This is a genomic window from Streptomyces sp. NPDC048361, from assembly GCF_040651795.1.
GTDB lineage: Bacteria > Actinomycetota > Actinomycetes > Streptomycetales > Streptomycetaceae > Streptomyces.
The window spans coordinates 1-19513 of record NZ_JBEZKW010000077.1 but is presented as its reverse complement, the minus strand read 5'-3'; the positions used below and the strand labels follow the sequence as shown (position 1 = coordinate 19513).

Genomic DNA, 19513 nt, shown 5'->3' with positions numbered 1-19513 from the left:
TCGCCGTCCGGCCGCGAAAGGGGCTCTGCGGTCGCGGCCGCCGGTGTGGCTCACGTGGCACGGCTACGGGCTGCCGGGCAACGTCACCCCGGCGCTGTCGGGCATCGCCGCCCCGGCGCCGTCGAGCAGCGTCGTCGTGGCGCTGTCGAGCACCGATACGACGCGCTCCCAGGACGCCAAGTCCCTTTCCACGGGCGGTAGTTCCCTCCCCTCTCCGGCTCCCCACGCGCATGCGACGGAGACGGGATCGGTGTCGGAGACGGCGGCCGCGGCGAGCGCGGCCGCGCCGACCGCCACCAGTTCCGTGACGGCCGGGACGACCAGGGGGCGCCCGGACAGACGCCGCACCGTCTCGACCCAGGTGCGCCCCCGCGCTCCGCCGCCGATGAGGCGCAGCGGCCGGGACGCGGTCTGCGGGGCGGCGGGGTCGAGACCGCAGGCGCGCAGCACTTCGTCCAGGGCACGCAGGACGGTGACGACGGCGCCTTCGTAGGCAGCGCCGAGGAGCTGCTGCCGCGTGGTGCCATGCCGCAGGCCGGTGAGGAGTCCCGAGGCGGCCGGGAGGTCCGGAGTGCGTTCGCCGTCGAGGTAGGGCAGCAGGACCGCCTCGCCGCCGGGCGCCGCGTCGTCGCGTCCGAGGCCGAGCAGCTCGGCGATCCGGTCGACGGCGAGCGTGCAGTTGAGGGTGCAGGCCAGGGGCAGATAGGTGCCGTCGGCGGCGGCGAAGCCGCTCAGCGCGGGGTCGGCGGGGCGGTTGCGGGTCGCGGCGAAGACCGTGCCCGAGGTGCCGAGGCTGAGGACGGGGTGGTCCAGGAGTCCGGCGCCGCCGAGCCCGAGCCCCACGGCGGCACTCATGTTGTCACCGGTACCGGCCGCCACCACGACACCGGGCGGCAGCCCGAGTGCGTCGGCGGCGGCCGCGGTGAGCGTTCCGACGCGGGTGGCGCCGGTCGCCGCCACGGCGGGAAGCAACTCCGGTGCCAGGCCGAGAAGTTGGAGGATCTCGCGATCGTACGTTCCGGTGGCGGCGGAGTACCAGCCGGTACCCGATGCGTCACCCGGGTCGGTCACGGCGACACCGGTGAGCCGCTCGGTGAGGAAGTCGTGCGGGAGCCGGACGGCCGCGCAGCGCTCGGCCGTCGCGGGCTCGTTCTCGCGCAGCCACTCCCATTTGGCGGCGGTCACCGCGGCGACGGGCACGGAGCCGGTGCGCTCGGTCCAGACGCGCGGGCCGCCGAGTCGCCCGGCGAGGGCCGCGGCCTGTGGGGCGGAGCGGGTGTCGTTCCAGAGCAGGGCCGGGCGCAGCGGCCTGCGGTCCCGGTCCAGGACCACGAGGCCGTGCTGCTGCCCGGCGACCGCGATGCCACGCACCTCGGACGGCGGCACGCCGCACTCCTTGAGCCCCGCGGCGACTGCCTCGCGCAGTGCCTGCCACCACTCCTCGGGATCGCTCTCGCGGGCGCCGCCGGAGCCGGTGACGCGGTGCGGGGCGCGTCCGACGGAGAGCGTCCTGCCGGTGGCGGCGTCGGCGAACAGCGCCTTCGTGGACTGGGTGGAACTGTCCACGCCGATGACGACCGGGTCGTGCGGCATCCGGGGCACCTCTCCTGCGGCTTGCCATTTGCAATCGTGGGCGACAAAAAGGGCTCGACCAACCTAGGCGACCCGGCACGGTTACGGAACCCGCCAGGATCGTGCAATATGTGGTGAGGCCCATTTTGGTAAGCCAGAAAACAAATAGCTCCGACGGTCGTCGGACAGGCCCGTGCGAAGGCGGCGACGAGCATGACGCAACGCTTCACCCCGATCCCCGACGACAAGTTCACCTTCGGGCTGTGGACCGTGGGCTGGCAGGGACGCGACCCGTTCGGTGACGCGACCCGCCCCGCCCTCGACCCCGTCGCATCCGTACGCCGCCTGGCCGACCTGGGCGCGTACGGCGTGACCTTCCACGACGACGACCTGATCCCCTTCGGCGCCCCGGACGCCGAACGCGCGGCGCACGTCAAACGCTTCCGGCGGGTGCTCGACGCCACCGGCATGGCCGTGCCGATGGCCACCACGAACCTGTTCACCCACCCGGTCTTCAAGGACGGGGCGTTCACCGCCAACGACCGCGACATCCGCCGGTACGCGCTGCGCAAGACGCTGCGCAACATCGACCTGGCCGTGGAGCTGGGCGCCCACACCTATGTGGCCTGGGGCGGCCGCGAAGGCGCCGAATCCGGCGCCGCCAAAGACGTACGCGTCGCCCTCGACCGGATGAAGGAGGCGTTCGACCTGCTGGGCCAGTACGTCACCGAGCAAGGCTACGACCTGCGCTTCGCCGTGGAGCCCAAGCCCAACGAGCCGCGCGGCGACATCCTGCTGCCCACCATCGGCCACGCCCTCGCCTTCATCGAGCGCCTGGAGCGCCCCGAGCTGGTCGGCGTCAACCCCGAGACCGGGCACGAGCAGATGGCCGGCCTCAACTTCACCCACGGGATCGCCCAGGCCCTGTGGGCGGGCAAGCTCTTCCACATCGACCTCAACGGCCAGTCCGGCATCAAGTACGACCAGGACCTGCGCTTCGGATCGGGCAATCTGCGCGACGCCTTCTGGCTGGTGGACCTCCTGGAATCCTCCGACTACACCGGCCCCCGGCACTTCGACTTCAAGCCGCCGCGCACCGAGGACATGGAGGGTGTCTGGGCGTCCGCGGCCGGCAACATGCGCAACTACCTGATTCTGAAGGAGCGTTCGGCGGCGTTCCGTGCCGATCCCGAAGTCCGTGAGGCGCTGCGCGCAGCTCGCCTCGACGATCTCGCGCGGCCCACCGCCGAGGACGGCCTCGCGGGGCTGCTCGGCGACCGTACGGCGTTCGAGGAGTTCGACGTCGAGGCGGCGGGGGAGCGGGGCATGGCCTTCGAGCACCTCGACCAGCTCGCCATGGACCATCTGCTCGGCGCGCGCTGAGCGCTGAACTCCGGCTGCTGCTAGGGCCGTTGGGAGGGGATGCCGACGCGCGGGGCGCGGAGCTGGGGTCGAGGCCGGGGGCGGGGCTGGGCCCGGGGACGGGACGCGGCTGGGGCGCGGGCCGGGTTCAGCGCCCGCCGGTGAAGTCCCACGCCGCGATATCCCGGTAGCGGATCGGCCCCGGGCCCCGGCCGACGTTGCTCGCGACCAGATGCAGCCGTGCGGCGGGCCACGGCCGGCCGGTGAACCCGGCGAGCCCTTCGGCGACCTCCGGCACGCTCGACACGTCGTCGCGGCGGGCGCGGGCGAGCGTCAGATGAGGCCGGAAAAGACGGTCCTCGAAGTCGACACCGCACCCCCTGACCACGCCGCGTACGTCCGCGGTGAGCCGGTGCAGCTCCTCGACCTCGCCCTCGATCCCGCTCCACAGCACCCGCTGGTCGAAGTGGCCTCCGCGCCCAAGGGACAGCCGCAGCGGTTGGCGCGTCCGCGCGAGGGCGGCGAGCGGCGGGCGCAGGAGCGGGGCGGTCGTGGCCGGGAGTTCGCCGAGAAACGCCAGGGTGATGTGCCAGTCCTCGATGCGGTTCCAGCGCAGCCGCGGGTAGGCCTCGTGCGCCGGCCCCAGCGCCTGCGCGAGCTCGTCCTTCGCGTCGTCGGGCGGGGCGAGCGCTATGAAGACGCGGACGGTCGGCGGCTGATTCTCTTCGGTCACGTAGCACTTCGTACACCACGGGCCGCCGAAACCACCGCAGGCCCCCTCCCTTACGGTACGCAGGGGGCTGCCCGTACCGGGCAGGGCCGGGCCATCGCCGCTGCACCGGGGTTCATGGCCGCCCCACGAGCACAGACCGCGGCCGCCGCCCGTAGACACGACCGCAAGCAGTAAGCAGAAGCAGTAAGCGCAGACCGTAGACACCTAGACAGGGGAGCTTCATGTCCGCCGTGATCCGACAGCCGGGTGTCGTCCTGGCCGACCATCTCTTCCAGGTGCCGCTGGACCACGACGTGCCGGGGGGCGAGCAGATCGAGGTGTACGCCCGTGAGGTGATCGCGGCCGGGAAGGAGAACGCGGAACTCCCCTGGCTGCTCTACCTTCAGGGTGGCCCCGGGGGACGGGCGGGCAGGCCTGTGGGCCGGGACGGCTGGCTCGACCGCGCGGTGGAGGAGTACCGGGTGCTCCTCCTCGACCAGCGTGGCACCGGACGCTCCACCCCGGCCAACCGACAGACGCTTCCCCTGCGCGGCAGCGCGGCCCAACAGGCCGACTACCTCTCCCACTTCCGCGCCGACTCGATCGTCCGCGACGCCGAGCTGATCCGGCGCCGGCTCCTCGGCGACCAGGGTCGGTGGACGTTGCTCGGGCAGAGCTTCGGCGGCTTCTGCACGCTCACCTACCTCTCGTTCGCCCCCGAGGGGCTGCGCGAGGCGCTGGTCACCGGCGGCCTCGCGGGCCTGCGCAGCAGTGCGGCAGACGTGTACCGGGCCGCCTACCCCCGGGTCGCCCGCAAGAACGCCGCGCACTACGCGCGCTACCCGCAGGACGTCGAGGCGGCCCGACGGGTGGCGGAGCACCTGCTCGCCGCGCCCGCCGAGCTGCCCGACGGCGGCACCCTCACCGTCGAGGCCTTCCAGGCGCTCGGTCTGATCCTCGGCTCCGGCAATGGCTCCGACCTCCTGCACTATCTCCTGGAGGATGCCTGGGTCCGGGGCAGCGCGGGGCCGGAACTCTCCGACACCTTCCTGGCCGGCGCCCAGTCGAAACTGTCGTTCGCCGAGGGTCCGCTCTACGCCGTGCTGCACGAATCCATCTACGGGCAGCGGTCGGTGGACCCAGGGCCGACCGGCTGGGCCGCCGAGCGGGTACGCCCCGAGTTCCCCGAATTCGACGCGGCCAAAGCCCTGGCGGACGGCGTGCCCGTACGGTTCACCGGCGAGATGATCTATCCCTGGATGTTCGACACCGACCCGGCGCTGCGCCCGCTGCGCGAGACGGCGGACCTCCTGGCCCGGCGCACGGACTGGCCCGACCTGTACGCCCCCGACGCCCTCGCGGCCAACCAGGTCCCGGTGTTCGCGGCCGTCTACCACGACGACATGTACGTCGACACCGCCGACTCGCTCGCCACCGCCGACGCCGTGGGCGGCCTGCGGGCCTGGGTGACCAACGAGTGGGAGCACGACGGCCTGCGGGTCAGCGGCGGGCGGGTGCTCGACCGCCTGATCGGCATGGCCCGCGGCCGGGTTTAGCGCGCGGGCGCGCGCCCCGGGCCTTCGCGCGGCGGCGGCCCGGGGCGCGGGCGTTCGGGCCGTTGTCAGTGGTGCCCTGGCGCCAGGACTTCGACGAGAGGCCGGCCCAGTGGCGGCCGGGCCGGCCTGAGAATGCGCCCGTGGAACTGGCGTGGGTCGGCGCGTAGACGCCGGGGAGCCTCAGCGGCGCAGAAGCGTGGCCTGGTGCCGCATGTGGGACAGCTTCTCGGGGTTGCGTACGGCATAGATGCCGGTGACGAGGCCGTCGTCGATGCGCAGCGCCACCACGGTGTCGACATCGCCGTCGAGTTGAAGGACCAGTCCCGGCCAGCCGTTGACCTGCGCCGGCCGCAGGGACGACGTGGCGATCCTGCCGAGGCCGTGGGCCAGCAGACGGGCCACCTTGTCGGCGCCGACGACCGGCCGCAGCACGGCCTGCCTGATCCCGCCACCGTCGCCGAGGAGGACGACATCGGGGGCCAGGATGTCCAGCAGGCCCTGGAGGTCACCCGTGTCGGTGGCGTGCTGGAACGCGTCGAGCGCGTCCTTGGTCTCGGTGGCGGACACCGCACCGCGCGGCCGCCGCGCCGCGACATGCGCCCGCGCCCGGTGCGCGACCTGGCGGACCGCGGCCGGGCTCTTGTCGACGGCCTGCGCGATCTCGTCGTACTCCAGGGCGAACACGTCACGCAGCACGAAGACCGCCCGCTCGGTCGGTGAGAGCGTCTCCATCACCAGCAGCATCGCCATCGATACGCTGTCGGCGAGCTCCACGTCGTCGGCCACGTCCGGGGCGGTGAGCAAGGGCTCGGGCAGCCAGGTACCGACGTAGGACTCCTTACGGCGGCCGAGCGTACGCAGCCGGCTCAGCGCCTGCCGCGTGGCGATCCGGACCAGATAGGCGCGCCGGTCCCGCACCTCCGCGAGATCGACGCCGGACCAGCGCAGCCACGTCTCCTGAAGGACGTCCTCGGCGTCGGCGGCCGACCCGAGCATCTCGTAGACGACGGTGAACAGCAGATTGCGGTGGGCCACGAACGCCTCGGTGGCAGGGCCGGCGTCTTCACCTGGGGCGGAGTGGCCGGCCGTTTCCTCGGCGCCCTCACCGTGCTCGCTCTTCACCGGCTGCTCCTCACGCTTGGCTCTCGCTGTGACGCCCACAAGACGCCGGACCCCGGGGATCTGTGACATCCCCGGGCCGTGGTCCACGTCACATTTGTGGGCTGTCACAGCGAGCGGTCGGTCGGCATCTTGTGTTCGTCCAGCGCAACGCTATGAGTCGCTACGAGTGAGGTCGAGATCATGGATGCCCGATTCAATCTGTTCGAGAACGAGATCACCGCGAAGTTTGCCAAGCGCTTCGCCAACGCGGGCTTGGTGATCCACCAGTCGCCCCTGCCTGCGTCCACCCAGGAGCTCGTCTCGCTGCGGGCCAGCCAGATCAACGGCTGCGGCTGGTGCATCGACGTGCACACCAAGGAGGCGTCGGCCGCGGGCGAGTCGGCGGTGCGGCTCAACCTGGTCGCCGCGTGGCGCGAGTCCACCGTGTTCAGCGAGGCCGAACGGGCGGCGCTCGCCCTCGCCGAGGAGGGCACCCGGCTCGCCGACGCGCACGAGGGTGTGTCCGACGAGACCTGGGCCCGGGTGCGGGAGCACTACGACGACGACCAGGTCGCCGCGCTGGTCGCCCTGGTGGCCCTGGTCAACGCGGCCAACCGGCTCGCCGTGATCGTGCATCAGCGGGGCGGGTCCTACGAAGCGGGCTCCTTCGCGGCGGCGTTCAACTGAGCCGTGGCGCAGGCGGAGGTGATGCCAGGCCGGGGGGTCTTCGGCGGGTCGGCCCGGATCGGTCGCGCGATTTCCGGTCCGACCCGGCGGTGGCGGGCCGGCGTCGGCCTGTGGGCGGGCCGGCGTCATCCTGTGGGCGGTCCGGCGTCAGCCCGTGGGCAGGCCGATCCGCTCGTGTTCGAGGGCGGAGCGCAGACGCGAAAGTGCCTGCACGACGGTCAGACCCGAGGGCCCGTCGAGGACGCCCGCCAACAGTTGGGCCAGCGTTTCCGTGAACGTCACCTCCGCCGCCTTGGTGAGCCGCAGACCGTCGTCGGTCAAGGAGAGGAGTGATGAACGCCGGTCCGATGGATGCGGCCTCCGCTCGACCCATGCCTGCTTCTCCAGGCGGTCGACCCCCTTGCTGCTGGCCCCGATCCGCTCTATTTCCACGGCGGTCCCTATGTGGCCGGTTCGCCGCGTACGGCGCTGTCGCTGACGGGGAACCTGGTGAGCCGCACCGGCTTCAGGGCGCTCTCGCTCGACTACCGGCTCGCCCCCGAGCACCCGTTTCCGGCCGCGATCGAGGACGCGCTGAACGCGTACCGCACACTTCTCGACGGAGGTGAGGACCCATCGGCCATCGCGTTCGCCGGGGATTCGGCAGGCGGCGGCCTCGCCGTCACCGCATGTTTCAGGCCTTCGCCGGCGTCCTGGACGAAGCGGATGAGGCACTGGACCGCGCGGCTCTCTTCCTCAGGCAACGCATACGCGTCCCGGTGACGGCACACACGCCGGAAGGCTGAGCCCCGAGGGGGCGGCCTCGTATGCTCCGGTTGCCCGTGTTCACGTGCGGGGCGGCGGCTCCGGTTGCCCCGCCCTCACCTGCGGGGAGGCGCTCCGGTTTGGCCGCCCTCACCTGTGGAGAGGCGGCTCCGGCTGTCCACCCCTCATCTGCGAAAGAGTCGGGCGGCCACCGTCTGGCCTCCCAACTGCCCAGCAGGGGGGGCACCGTCTGGCCCCCCAACTGCCCAGTGGGGTCAGCCCGTCGGTGAGAGGGGGGTTGCCCCCATGGATCGGGCGGTCGGCGAGGGCGACGCTCGAACCATGCCCCGTACGCGTCCGACCAACGGATTCCTGCGCACCGCGAGCGCCGCCGCGCACCTGCGGCTGTTCGTCCTTGCCGGGATCGTCACCGTCCTGGCGACCCGCGCCTTCCTCGCCGTGACCGGATACCCCAAGCTCGGGGGAGGGACGGGAACGAGCCGGCTCCACATCTCGCACATGCTGTGGGGTGGGCTGCTGATGCTCGCGGGACTCCTGGTCATGCTCATCTTCACCGGAGCCGCCTCCCGGCAGCGCGGCGCGCTCGTCGGTGGCGTCGGCTTCGGCCTCTTCATCGACGAGGTCGGCAAACTGGTCGCCGACGTCGGCTACTTCTACCGGCCGGCCGCCGGAATCATCTATCTGACGTTCACCGCGCTGACCGGCCTTGCCTGGCGGGTCGCGCGCCGCACGCGTGCGGACAGGGAGGCGGGAAGCGGCGCGACCCGCTCGGCCGCCGCCGCGGACACCGCCCTGCACGGCGTCCTGTGCGGCCTGACCCCGGGCGAACGTGCGGAGGCGCTGCGCCGCTTTCGTGGCACCGGTGCACCGGCCACCGCACTGGACGCGGCACTCGCGGCCCTCATCGAAGCGGTACCCGAAGCCCCGGCCCGACGTCCGGGCCCGCACCGCGAGGCGCCGCGACGTGCCCGCTCTTGGCTCAGCGGCCGGGTGGCGGGACGGCGGGGTCTCGTCCGGATCGCGGCGTGGGGCACGACACTTCAGGCGGCGGTCCTGCTCGTCGCCGCCGCGGTCGCCGGCCTCACGGGCGCCCTCGCCCACGAGACGGAGTGGACCTCCATCGCCGGCGCCCTGACGTGCTCGCTGGCTTCCCTCGTCCTCGCCGTGCGCGGCACGACCCAGCTGCGCCGCGACCCGGCCACGGCCGTGCGCACCCTGCGCGCAGCGATCCTCGTGGACCTGCTCCTCGGCCAGGCCTTCAAGTTCACGCTCAACCAGTTCTCCGCGGTGTCCGACTGGCTGATCAGCCTCGCCCTGCTGTACGTCCTGACGGCGCAGGCGCAGGCGGAGCGCGGTGGCGCGGCCTCGCCGACCGGTCGGCGGTATGCCGGCGGCGCCCCGCTCGGTGGTAGTCCCGCATCCCACCCGACCCCCACGCCGCCCGGCGCACCGCCCCGAACGGTCCGAACTCCGCAAGCCGCGGCCTGACGTCCAGCACGGGCGTGCCGACGATCGCGTCCCCCCATGGCGTGAACCGCTCGACTGCGGGCGGAACGGGGGTCTTCGGCCGGCCGCGATGCGGGGCGCGGGTGGGCCTGAGCCGTTCGACAACATGAGCGGCGGACTGTGCTCGGCCCCACCGGGCCGACGCAAGGTCACCGTCTCCGCCGACCGCAGAACCTACCCCGCGCAGCGTCGACCGCTCCCAGCCCCGCAACGTCATCCGGCTCCTCGCGGGGGCGTGCGTCCTGCTCGTCCTCGGTGAGTACGCGGCCTCCCGCATCCGGCGCACTGCCTGCGAGTACCCCGCCTATGGGTGGTAGCAAGCGGCAGCCGGGTGATAGACACACCAAACGGGCTGGTGCCCGGCATCCCGCATGGGGCGCCGGGCACCAGCCCGTTCACGAGGTGTGTGGCACCGCGTGCGGTGTGATCAGCGGTGGCGCCACGACTTGGTGTCGACGATGTGCTTGTGGTGGTCGCGCAGGACCGCGGTGTCCCTGTGGTTGTCCCACACGTAGTCACGACGGTCCTGGTAGACGTCGCGCTCGGTGTTGTGGCCCTTGCCGGTGTGGACCCGCACGGACCGGTGCGCGCCGAGGCGCAGGTCGCGGAAGGTGTACATCTGGTGGGTGCGGCCGGTCAGGGTCCAGCCCTTGAGGTTCACGGTGCCGCGGCCGGTGTTGGTGACGGTGACCCACTCGGCGTTGAGGCTCCGCTGGGAGTGGTCGTCACGCCCGGGGCTGTCGTACTGGACGGCGCCCAGAACGACGGGCGAGTGCGGAGCCGGCCGGGCCGCCGCGGTGGCGGGAACGGCTGCCGCGGTGGCGAGGCCGGCGGCGGCCAGGGCGAGTGCGGCGATGCGGCGGATGGAACGAGGAGACATGTGAACCCCTGATTCGCGGCGCCCTCGACACGTGCGTGAGGACACCGAATCGTGCGGACGTCCGGCACTTGTCCGGCCGGACGCGCACACTCTGGCCTGCGAAGGTGCGACGGCGCCGGAGAAACTCCACACGTGACCGGATACAGAATCTGACGCACCGTCAGTGCCAACGGTGTGCGCGCCCCGGCGCGCGACGCGTCCGTGCGCCTCCCGCCGTGGCGTCGCCGCTAGCGGTCGACCCAGAGCGCGAGCATGGGAAAGAGGAGCGCGACCAGAAGCGGCACGGATATCAGCAGGCATCCCGACCGCTTCTCCTTGTCCACGGTGAAGGAAGCCGCGACGGCATAGACGGCCGCGATGAGGCCCATCAGGAAAAGGGGGAAGAAGCCCACGAGGATCCAGATCATCGGTCCGCTCGCCCTCCACTCAAGTCGCCCTGCGCTCAAGTCGGTGACGGGCGGTAGCGCTTCAGTCGCCCCGGCACTTGAACGCGTTCAACTTACCCCGCCCGTGGTTCGCCGCTGGAACCGGGTCGCCCTGCCGGGGTGTGGGATGTTCGGCCGTCGCGTACGCACGCGTACGGATCAGGCGCCGGGCGCCGTCATGTGCAGGCGCAGGGTCAGGCCTGTCGCATGGGTGCGGAGCTCCACCAGGTCGCAGAGCTGATGGATCATCCACAGGCCGCGGCCGCCCTGGCTCGATGCCAGGGACGGGCAGTGCCGGCCCGCCAGCGGGTCGGTGAGGCGGCCGCCGTCGCGGATCTCCGCCACCGCGGTGCCGGAGCCGGTGCGCCACAGCCGCAGGGTGCCGCTCCCGCCGCCGTGGGCAAGGGAGTTGGCGGCGGCCTCGTTGACGGCGATGACGAAGTCTCCGCGCCGGACGGGGTTGAGGACCGTGCGGCGGACCCAGGCGTCGGCCTGCTCCCGCACCAGCCTCAACTGGCCGCTCGCGTACCCAAGTTGGACATCCGTCACGGCGGGCTCGGGCAGCGGCAGATCGCACTCGGCGCACACGACGGCGGCGTCGGCGTACGCGGAACTCGTCCTGGGCCGGCCGTCCTCGATCAGTGCCGGGTGCGTGCGGCGTGCGTCGGCGATCACCGCCGGGGGCAGCGCGCCGGTGTCGTACGGGCACAGGACGGTGACACGACGGCCGCTGAAGGCGGTGTTGACGAGGGCTTCGTGGCGGGTCGCCTCAACGGTCTCGGCCGGTGAGCGCCCCGCCCAGAGGGCTTCGCCGACGATCCGGACGGCGCGCCCCGGGTGCCGGTCGGCGAAGCTCCACAGCGCCGACAGGATGCGGCCGGGGTTGCGGCCGAGCTCCGTCATGTCGGCGAAGGAGACGGCGGGGGCGTCCGCGCCGAGCTCCTGGCGCAGCGCGTCGAGGCGCGGCCCGGGCACGGCGACGAGCACCGGGTCCTCGGCCTTGAGGGCGGCCCGGACGAACCCGGCCGTCTCCCGTACGTACTCGTCGGCAGCCCGGTAGAACAGGGCGTGGTGCCGAAACGCCCCCGTGTCCGGTGGCGGCGGCTCGGTCTCGGTCATGCGGATACCCCCGGCGCGGTGCACTCGTCGCCGGGCAGGCGCGTGGCGCCGCGGAGCGCCGAGGCCGGGATGGAGGGAACGTCGAATGCAGACACGCGGCCCTCCTTCGCGGCGCCGACACGGGTGGTGAACGGCCCGAGCCTACCCGTCCGGCCCCCACCGGCCCGGACGCCCCTGGTCACAGCAGTTCGACCGGCCGGGCCCGAGGGGCCCGGGCGGTGGGATAACCTCCTCGGCGGTGCGTGTACGTGCGGTGGGGATTACGTAACGGTCTTCGTGGCACGGCGCCCCACCGACTGGGCGGGAGTGACGGGTCGTGGGCCCGGCGAAGGTGACGGAGGCGATGGGCGATGGCCGGCGCGACTAAATCAAGCATTGCTCAGCAGCGGACATCCGCGGGGGCCGGTTCGGCGCAGGTCGGCGAATCGGAGCTGCGGCAGCTCCTCGCGGGTCTGACCGCCGTGCGCGACGGTGACTTCGGGACGCGCCTGCCCGGCGAGGCCGACGGGCTGCTCGGCGAAATCGCCACGGTCTTCAACGGCATGGTCGACCAGCTCTCGCTGTTCACGTCCGAGGTGACCCGGGTGGCCCGCGAGGTCGGCACCGAGGGCCGGCTCGGCGGCCAGGCCGAGGTGCCCTCGGTCTCCGGTACGTGGAAGGACCTGACCGACTCCGTCAACGCGATGGCGGGCAACCTCACCAGCCAGGTCCGTGACATCGCCCAGGTGGCCACGGCGGTCGCGCGGGGTGATCTGTCGCAGAAGATCGACGTGGCGGCCCGCGGCGAGATCCTTGAGCTGAAGAACACCGTCAACACGATGGTGGACCAGCTCTCCGCGTTCGCCGACGAAGTCACCCGCGTCGCCCGCGAGGTGGGCAGCGAGGGACGCCTGGGCGGCCAGGCACAGGTGCCCGGCGTCGGAGGCACCTGGCGCGACCTGACCGACTCGGTCAACTTCATGGCGGGCAACCTGACCGATCAGGTCCGCAACATCGCCCAGGTGACCACCGCGGTGGCGCGCGGCGATCTGTCGCAGAAGATCACCGTCGACGCCCGCGGCGAGATCCTGGAGCTGAAGAACACCGTCAACACGATGGTGGACCAGCTCTCCGCGTTCGCCGACGAAGTGACGCGCATGGCGCGGGAGGTCGGCACCGAGGGCATCCTCGGCGGGCAGGCCGATGTGAAGGGCGTCTCCGGCACCTGGCGCGACCTGACCGACTCGGTCAACTTCATGGCGGGCAACCTCACGGCCCAGGTCCGTTCCATCGCTCAAGTGGCGACCGCCGTGGCCAAGGGAGACCTGTCGCAGAAGATCACGGTCACCGCGCGGGGCGAGGTCCTCGAACTGAAGGACACCATCAACACGATGGTCGACCAGCTCTCGTCGTTCGCCGGTGAGGTCACCCGGGTGGCGCGTGAGGTCGGCACGGAGGGACGGCTCGGGGGACAAGCCGACGTACGGGACGTGTCGGGCACCTGGCGTGACCTCACCGAGTCCGTCAACGTCATGGCCGACAACCTCACCGCGCAGGTCCGGTCGATCGCCGAGGTGACGACCGCGGTCGCCAAGGGCGACCTCTCGCAGAAGATCCGGGTGGACGCCCGAGGCGAGATCCTGGAACTCAAGGAGACCATCAACACGATGGTCGACCAGCTCGGCGCCTTCGCCGACGAGGTGACCCGGGTGGCCCGAGAGGTCGGCACCGAGGGCAACCTCGGCGGACAGGCCACCGTCCGGGGCGTGTCCGGCACGTGGAAGGACCTCACCGACAACGTCAACGTGATGGCGTCCAACCTCACCGGCCAGGTCCGCTCGATCGCCCAGGTCGCCACCGCCGTCGCCAAGGGCGACCTCTCGCAGAAGATCAACGTCGAGGCGAAGGGCGAGGTCGCCGCGCTCGCCGGGGTCATCAACACGATGGTCGACACCCTGTCCGCGTTCGCGGACGAGGTCACCCGCGTCGCGCGCGAGGTGGGCACCGAGGGCACGCTCGGCGGTCAGGCCCGCGTACCGAACGTCGCGGGGACCTGGAAGGACCTCACCGACAACGTCAACTTCATGGCCCACAACCTGACCAGCCAGGTCCGCAACATCGCCCAGGTCACCACCGCCGTCGCCCAGGGTGACCTGACCCGCAAGATCGACGTGGATGCCCGCGGCGAGATCCTGGAGCTCAAGACGACCATCAATACGATGGTCGACCAGCTCTCCTCGTTCGCCGCCGAAGTCACCCGCGTCGCCCGCGAGGTCGGCAGCGAGGGCAGGCTCGGCGGTCAGGCCGAGGTCGAAGGCGTCTCCGGCACCTGGAAGCGGCTCACCGAGAACGTCAACGAACTCGCCGGAAACCTGACGCGTCAGGTGCGCGCCATCGCCGAGGTCACCGGAGCGGTGGCCGAGGGCGACCTGACACGGTCGATCACCGTCGACGCCTCCGGTGAGGTCGCCGACCTCAAGGACAACATCAACTTCATGGTGGAGTCGCTGCGCGAGACCACCCGGGCCAACGAGGAACAGGACTGGCTCAAGTCCAACCTGGCGCGGATCTCCGGCCTGATGCAGGGCCGGCGGGACCTCGCGGTCGTCGCCGAGCTCATCATGGACGAGCTCACCCCGCTGGTCTCCGCACAGTACGGCGCCTTCTACCTCGCCGAGGAGACGAGCGAGGGCGTCTACCTCAACCTGGTCGGCTCCTACGCGCGCCCCGACACCGCGCTCGGCTTCCGCTTCAGGCTCGGCGAGTCCTTCGTCGGCCAGGCGGCCCGCAGCAAGCGCACCATCGCCGTCGACGACCTCCCGGCCGGATACGTGACCGTCTCCTCGGGGCTCGGATCCACCGAGCCCGTCTGCCTGATGGTGCTGCCCATCGTGGTCGAGGAGCAGGTGCTCGGCGTCATCGAACTCGCCACCGTGCACGCCTTCACGCCGATCCACCGCGACTTCCTCGAACAGCTGATGGAAGCGATCGGGGTCAACGTCAACACCATCACCGCCAACGCCCGCACCGACGAGCTGCTCGGCGAGTCGCAGCGCCTCACCGCGGAACTCCAGGTCCGATCCCAGGAGTTGCAGTCCCGTCAGGAGGAACTGCAGTCCTCCAACGCGGAGTTGGAGGAGAAGGCGGAGCTGCTCGTCGCGCAGAACCGTGACATCGAGACCAAGAACCTGGAGATCGAGCGGGCCCGCCAGGAGCTGGAGGACCGCGCCCACCAGCTGTCGCTGGCCTCGAAGTACAAGTCCGAGTTCCTCGCCAACATGAGCCACGAGCTGCGTACCCCGCTCAACAGCCTGCTCATCCTGGCCCAGTTGCTCGCGCAGAACCCCAGCCGCAACCTCACCGCCAAGCAGGTCGAGTACGCCGGCATCATCCACTCGGCCGGCTCCGACCTGCTCCAGCTCATCAACGACATCCTCGACCTGTCCAAGGTCGAGGCCGGCAAGATGGACGTCAGCCCGGAGCGGATCTCGCTGCGCAAGCTCCTCGACTACATCGAGGCCACCTTCCGGCCGGTGACCAGCCAAAAGAGCCTCACCTTCACGGTGAAGACCCCCGCCACGCTGCCCAACGAGCTGCTCACCGACGACTACCGGCTGCGCCAGGTGCTGCGCAACCTGCTCTCCAACGCGGTCAAGTTCACCGAGAAGGGCGGTGTCGAGCTGAGCGTCGAGGTGCTGGCCGAACAGCTCGCCCCGGAGGCCGCCCGGCGCGGCGGCCCGGTGATCGCCTTCCACGTCGCGGACACCGGCATCGGGATCGCGCCGCAGCACCTGGAAACCGTCTTCGGCGCCTTCCAGCAGGCCGACGGCACGACGAGCCGCAAGTACGGCGGTACCGGCCTCGGCCTGTCGATCAGCCGGGAGATCGCGTTCCTGCTGGGCGGCGCCATCACCGCCGAGAGCGCCCTGGGGCAGGGGAGCACCTTCACCCTGTACCTGCCGGTCGCCCGGCCCGACTACGCCGAGTTCACCGTGCAGCCCGGCCGCCCGGCGCTCCCGGCGGCCGAGCCGATGGAGGAGCCCGCCGCCGAGCCCGAGCAGCGCCACTCGATCCTGCCCGCCCCCGAGCCCGTACAGTCCAAGCGGCTGCTGGTCGTCGAGGAGCGGTCACGCGGACTGCTTTCGCTGGTCGCCGAGAGCGCCGTCGGCGATCTGGCGGCCCACCCCAACCTCGGCGATCCGCGCGGCCCGGTGGAGATCACCGCGGCGGTCGGGGTCCACGAGGCAGCCGAGGCGCTGGCCGCGGCACCCTGCCACTGCGTGGTCCTCGAACTCGACCTGCCGGACGACGCGGCGCTCAGGTTCCTGGAGGACATGGCCCGCGACGCGGCGCTGCGCGGCGTCCCCGTGCTGGCCCACAACAACCGCCGCCTCGGCACGGACCAGGAGCGGATCCTGCAGAAGCGCGCGGCCACCCAGCCGTTGGAGCTGATCTCCAGCCTCGACGAGCTGCGGGAACGCATCGCGCTGCACCTCAGCGCGGACCAGCCCGGCGACGTACTGCCGCTGGTCCGGGCCGACGAGCCGATCGAGGTGAGCCAGCACGCCGACAAGTCGCTCGCCGGACGCACCGTGCTGGTCGTCGACGACGACGACCGCAACCTGTACGCCATCACCGGCATCCTGGAAGTGCACGGCATGACGGTGCTGCAGGCCGAGAACGGCAGGATCGCCCTCGACACGCTGAGCGCGCACCCCACGATCGACCTGATCCTCATGGACGTGATGATGCCGGAGATGGACGGCTACGCGGCCACCGCCGCGATCCGCGCCATGCCCGACCACGTCGATCTGCCGATCATCGCCGTGACCGCCAAGGCGATGATCGGTGACCGGGAGAAGAGCCTGGCCTCCGGGGCCAGTGACTACGTCACCAAGCCCGTGGACGCGGGGGAGTTGATGGCGCGGATCAAGCGGCAGCTGAACCCCTAACGGCCGCCCGTCCCGCCACGCCACCGATCCACCTCCTGACGTGTGAGGAGAGAGCTAGTGACCAAGTCCCACAAGGCCGGGGACGAGCACGGGAGCGGTCTGCCTCAGCCGGGTCCGCCGCCCGGGCCGGGGCCGGCTGCCGGTCCGGGCCTGCCGCTTCAGGCAGGCCCGCCTGCCGAGCCGCCGGGCTTGTCCCTTCAGGCCGGTCCGCCTGCAGAACCGGGCTCGCCTTCTCACGCCGGGTTGCCGCTGCCGGCCCGGTGGGCGGGCTCCGGTGCTGTTGCCAAGGGTGCGGAGGAAGCTGACGGCGGCGAGGAAGCCGATGGCGAGCATGGTCCGCGGGCCGCGTCCGCGTCGACGGAGAAGGGCAGCGCCGTGGGGCGGCTGGCCGACACCGTCCAGCGGTTGCAGGACCAACTCCAGCGCGCCCAGGCCGAGGCCGACGGGCGCGCCCTGGTCGACCTCGCGAGCGGCATCCTCGTGGAGCGCCTGGCGTGCAGCCCCGTCGAGGCGGTGGCGCAGCTGGACAGCCTGGCCGCGCAGGCGGGCGTGTCCACGCTGGAACTGGCCGCCGATCTCGTCAACCAGGCGACCCGCGACAAGATCGCCGACGTGGCCCGCGACTTCGTCACCGAGACGACCCAGCCGCCCGGCGCGTCCGTAGGCCTGCGGTTGCGCAGCGCCGAGGCGGGCGCCCTCGCCGCGGGGGACGCCCAAGCCGTGGCGCAGTCGATCCTCCAGCACGCCCTGCACCCCCTGGGCGCCGTCGCCGTCGCCATCTGGGCCGCCCATGCCGACCAGTCCCTCACCCTGGCCGGCAGCGCCGGATTCTCCGAGGAGGAGCCGGCACGCTGGCGCCATGTGCCGCCCGGCGTCTCGACGCCCGCCCGGCACGCCCTCGGCAACCGCGCCGTCACCCACTACGACCTGCTCGGCGAAGCCGCGCTGCCGTCCATCGGGCTCCAGGAGCTGAGCGGCGGACGCATGGCGGTCCCGGCCGGCACGGGCGGCCGCATCATCGGTGTCCTGGAGATCTGCTGGCCCGACCGGCTGCCCGAGGGGTCCCAGTCCATCGACCGGCAGGTGCAGGTCCTGGCCGAGCTGTGCGCGATCGCCCTGGAGAGCCACCCCGTCCCGGACCAGAACCGCACATGGCGGCAGCCCGCCGACCCGCGGGTGGCCGAACTCCTCGACCTCACCGACGGCCTCCACGACCCGTGCCTGGTCCTCGAACCGCTCCTCGACGTGGCGGACACCCCCGCCGACTTCCTGATCCGGCACGTCAACCCGAGCTTCGTCGACTTCGCAGGCCGGCCCCGGAACGTGATCGCCGGAGCACGGCTGCTCGACGCGTACCCACTGGCCGCGGGGGCGGGCGGCCTCTTCGAGAAGGTGGAGCACGTCCTCGCCACGGGGGAGCCGTTCCGCGCAGAGCGCATGCGGCTCGCCGCCGTGGTCGACACCGTCGCGCTGACCACACAGGCGCACGTCAGCATCAGCAGGCAAGGCACCCATGTCCTCGTCGTCTGGCGGCTCGACGACGGCGCACCGAAGGTGGCCAGCCTGCTCCAGCACGCCCAGCGCCTCGGCCGGATCGGCGGGTTCGAGGAGAACCTGGTCTCCGGCGAGATCGCGTGGAACGACTCGCTCTTCGAACTCCACGGGATGCCGCCGACCGCCGAACCGGTCCCCCTCGAACAGCTCGCCGCGCACGTCCACCCCGACGACGCCCACTCCATCGGCCGGTTCCTGCGGTCCCTGCTGCACCACCAGCGGCCCGCGTCCACCGCGTTCCGGCTGCAGCGCGCCGACAGTGTGGCCCGGCACATCCGCGTCGTCGCCGAACCCGTACTCGACGAGAACGCCCGGGTCGTCGCGGTGCGCGGCGCCTACCAGGACGTCTCCGCCCAGCACTGGACCGAGGTCGCCCTCGCGGCCACCCGGGACCAGCTCGCCCAGAGCCAGGAGGAGACGGCCGAACGCAACCGTCTCGCCCTCCAGTTGCAGCAGGCCATCATGCCGCCGAGCCACGGCCCGGTGGACCTGCACAATCTGAGTGTGGCCGTCCGCTACCGGCCCGCCGAGAAGGACCACCTGGTCGGCGGTGACTGGTACGACGCGGTGGTGCTGCCCTCCGGGCAGGTCCTGCTGTGTGTGGGCGACGTCGCCGGTCACGGCATCGAGGCGGCCACCGGCATGGTCGCGCTGCGCAACGCCCTGCGCGGTCTCGCCACCACCGGAGCCGGGCCCGCCCAGCTCCTCGCGTGGCTCAACACGGTCACCCACCACCTCACCGACAACGTCACGGCGACCGCGGTCTGCGGTTTGTACGACCCCCTCTCGCGCCAGCTCCGGTGGGCCCGGGCGGGCCATCTCCCGCCCGTCCTCGTACGGGACGGCAAGGCGGGAGCGCTGCCCCAGCTCCGCGGGATCCTCCTCGGCGCCACCGGTCAGGCCCAGTACGAGGAGGGCCGGACCCAGCTGGAGACCGGCGACACCCTGATGATGTACACCGACGGCCTGATCGAGCGCCGCGACCGCTCCGTACAGGACTCCCTGGACAACCTCCTCCAAGTCGCCCAGAGCGCACGGGAGTTGGGCCGTGGAAGCCAGCTGGAGAACCAGCTCGACCATCTGCTGCGGTACACCAACGCGGACACGGACGACGACACGTGCCTCATCGGAGTCACCGTGCGCTAAGGGGTGTCTGACGGATCAGGGCCGGGGGCGGGTCACCTAGGGGTGTCTGCGGCCGCGCTGCAGCCGGACCGTCGTGGAGGGCGCCGCCCGCCGCCGGGGCGTCCGGCGCCGGACATGAAGCGGCCCCGCGCGTCCGGGGGGACGCTTATGCAGCAGGCCTGTTGGCGTCGGACGGCGAGGCGGACGAGCGGTACGCG

The 19513-nt window shown here is 71.9% G+C and carries 14 protein-coding genes; 7 read left to right on the top strand and 7 right to left on the bottom strand.

Annotation, left to right across the window (positions count from 1 at the left end):
* Positions 1-63: 63 nt before the first annotated feature.
* Positions 64-1593 (bottom strand): xylulokinase, encoded by a 1530-nt coding sequence (gene xylB / locus AB0D31_RS30590; RefSeq protein WP_362729128.1) that lies wholly within the window; start codon positions 1591-1593, stop codon positions 64-66.
* 192 nt (positions 1594-1785) lie between these two features.
* Between xylB and xylA the strand changes: the two genes are divergently transcribed.
* Positions 1786-2955, top strand: coding sequence for a xylose isomerase (gene xylA, locus AB0D31_RS30585; protein ID WP_362729126.1), 1170 nt, complete (start codon positions 1786-1788; stop codon positions 2953-2955).
* A gap of 127 nt (positions 2956-3082) precedes the next feature.
* Here the strand turns inward: xylA and thpR are convergent, their stop codons facing one another.
* Complete coding sequence (thpR, locus tag AB0D31_RS30580; protein WP_362729124.1) at positions 3083-3667, bottom strand: RNA 2',3'-cyclic phosphodiesterase; 585 nt, start codon at positions 3665-3667, stop codon at positions 3083-3085.
* A 221-nt stretch (positions 3668-3888) separates the two neighbouring features.
* Between thpR and AB0D31_RS30575 the strand changes: the two genes are divergently transcribed.
* On the top strand, positions 3889-5202 hold the full coding sequence (locus AB0D31_RS30575; RefSeq protein ID WP_362729122.1) for an alpha/beta fold hydrolase: 1314 nt from the start codon (positions 3889-3891) through the stop codon (positions 5200-5202).
* Between the two features lie 180 nt (positions 5203-5382).
* Here the strand turns inward: AB0D31_RS30575 and AB0D31_RS30570 are convergent, their stop codons facing one another.
* A complete protein-coding gene (locus tag AB0D31_RS30570) occupies positions 5383-6324 on the bottom strand; it encodes an RNA polymerase sigma-70 factor (RefSeq protein ID WP_362729120.1) in 942 nt (313 codons plus the stop codon).
* 180 nt (positions 6325-6504) lie between these two features.
* Here AB0D31_RS30570 and AB0D31_RS30565 point away from each other — a divergent pair, with 180 nt between their 5' ends.
* Positions 6505-6990: a carboxymuconolactone decarboxylase family protein gene (locus AB0D31_RS30565; protein WP_362729118.1), complete on the top strand. Its 486-nt coding sequence runs from the start codon at positions 6505-6507 to the stop codon at positions 6988-6990.
* 147 nt (positions 6991-7137) lie between these two features.
* Here AB0D31_RS30565 and AB0D31_RS30560 read toward each other — a convergent pair whose 3' ends face one another.
* Complete coding sequence (locus AB0D31_RS30560; protein WP_362729116.1) at positions 7138-7311, bottom strand: hypothetical protein; 174 nt, start codon at positions 7309-7311, stop codon at positions 7138-7140.
* Between the two features lie 30 nt (positions 7312-7341).
* Between AB0D31_RS30560 and AB0D31_RS30555 the strand changes: the two genes are divergently transcribed.
* Positions 7342-7752, top strand: a complete 411-nt coding sequence (locus tag AB0D31_RS30555; RefSeq protein ID WP_362729114.1) for an alpha/beta hydrolase fold domain-containing protein — start codon at positions 7342-7344, stop codon at positions 7750-7752.
* 324 nt (positions 7753-8076) lie between these two features.
* Positions 8077-9243 (top strand): hypothetical protein, encoded by a 1167-nt coding sequence (locus tag AB0D31_RS30550; RefSeq protein WP_362729112.1) that lies wholly within the window; start codon positions 8077-8079, stop codon positions 9241-9243.
* A gap of 445 nt (positions 9244-9688) precedes the next feature.
* On the opposite strand, the gene AB0D31_RS30545 is transcribed toward AB0D31_RS30550, so the two are convergent.
* The 3 genes from AB0D31_RS30545 to AB0D31_RS30535 form a co-directional block, all read right to left on the bottom strand.
* Complete coding sequence (locus tag AB0D31_RS30545) at positions 9689-10141, bottom strand: lamin tail domain-containing protein (protein ID WP_362729110.1); 453 nt, start codon at positions 10139-10141, stop codon at positions 9689-9691.
* Between the two features lie 227 nt (positions 10142-10368).
* Positions 10369-10548, bottom strand: a complete 180-nt coding sequence (locus AB0D31_RS30540) for a hypothetical protein (protein WP_362729108.1) — start codon at positions 10546-10548, stop codon at positions 10369-10371.
* Between the two features lie 177 nt (positions 10549-10725).
* On the bottom strand, positions 10726-11685 hold the full coding sequence (locus AB0D31_RS30535) for a sensor histidine kinase (RefSeq protein WP_362729106.1): 960 nt from the start codon (positions 11683-11685) through the stop codon (positions 10726-10728).
* 350 nt (positions 11686-12035) lie between these two features.
* Between AB0D31_RS30535 and AB0D31_RS30530 the strand changes: the two genes are divergently transcribed.
* Positions 12036-16616: a HAMP domain-containing protein gene (locus AB0D31_RS30530; RefSeq protein WP_362729105.1), complete on the top strand. Its 4581-nt coding sequence runs from the start codon at positions 12036-12038 to the stop codon at positions 16614-16616.
* A 243-nt stretch (positions 16617-16859) separates the two neighbouring features.
* Positions 16860-19316 carry a SpoIIE family protein phosphatase gene (locus AB0D31_RS30525; RefSeq protein ID WP_362729103.1) on the top strand — a complete coding sequence of 819 codons (2457 nt, stop codon included), beginning with the start codon at positions 16860-16862 and terminating at the stop codon, positions 19314-19316.
* The last annotated feature ends 197 nt before the right edge of the window (positions 19317-19513 follow it).

Excerpts from the sequence above, each read along its gene's own strand:
- xylB (WP_362729128.1), bottom strand. The coding sequence starts at position 1,593 with ATGCCGCACGACCCGGTCGTCATCGGCGTGGACAGTTCCACCCAGTCC.
- xylA (WP_362729126.1), top strand. The coding sequence starts at position 1,786 with ATGACGCAACGCTTCACCCCGATCCCCGACGACAAGTTCACCTTCGGG.
- AB0D31_RS30575 (WP_362729122.1), top strand. The coding sequence starts at position 3,889 with ATGTCCGCCGTGATCCGACAGCCGGGTGTCGTCCTGGCCGACCATCTC.
- AB0D31_RS30565 (WP_362729118.1), top strand. The coding sequence starts at position 6,505 with ATGGATGCCCGATTCAATCTGTTCGAGAACGAGATCACCGCGAAGTTT.
- AB0D31_RS30555 (WP_362729114.1), top strand. The coding sequence starts at position 7,342 with ATGCGGCCTCCGCTCGACCCATGCCTGCTTCTCCAGGCGGTCGACCCC.
- AB0D31_RS30550 (WP_362729112.1), top strand. The coding sequence starts at position 8,077 with ATGCCCCGTACGCGTCCGACCAACGGATTCCTGCGCACCGCGAGCGCC.
- AB0D31_RS30545 (WP_362729110.1), bottom strand. The coding sequence starts at position 10,141 with ATGTCTCCTCGTTCCATCCGCCGCATCGCCGCACTCGCCCTGGCCGCC.
- AB0D31_RS30540 (WP_362729108.1), bottom strand. The coding sequence starts at position 10,548 with ATGATCTGGATCCTCGTGGGCTTCTTCCCCCTTTTCCTGATGGGCCTC.
- AB0D31_RS30535 (WP_362729106.1), bottom strand. The coding sequence starts at position 11,685 with ATGACCGAGACCGAGCCGCCGCCACCGGACACGGGGGCGTTTCGGCAC.
- AB0D31_RS30530 (WP_362729105.1), top strand. The coding sequence starts at position 12,036 with ATGGCCGGCGCGACTAAATCAAGCATTGCTCAGCAGCGGACATCCGCG.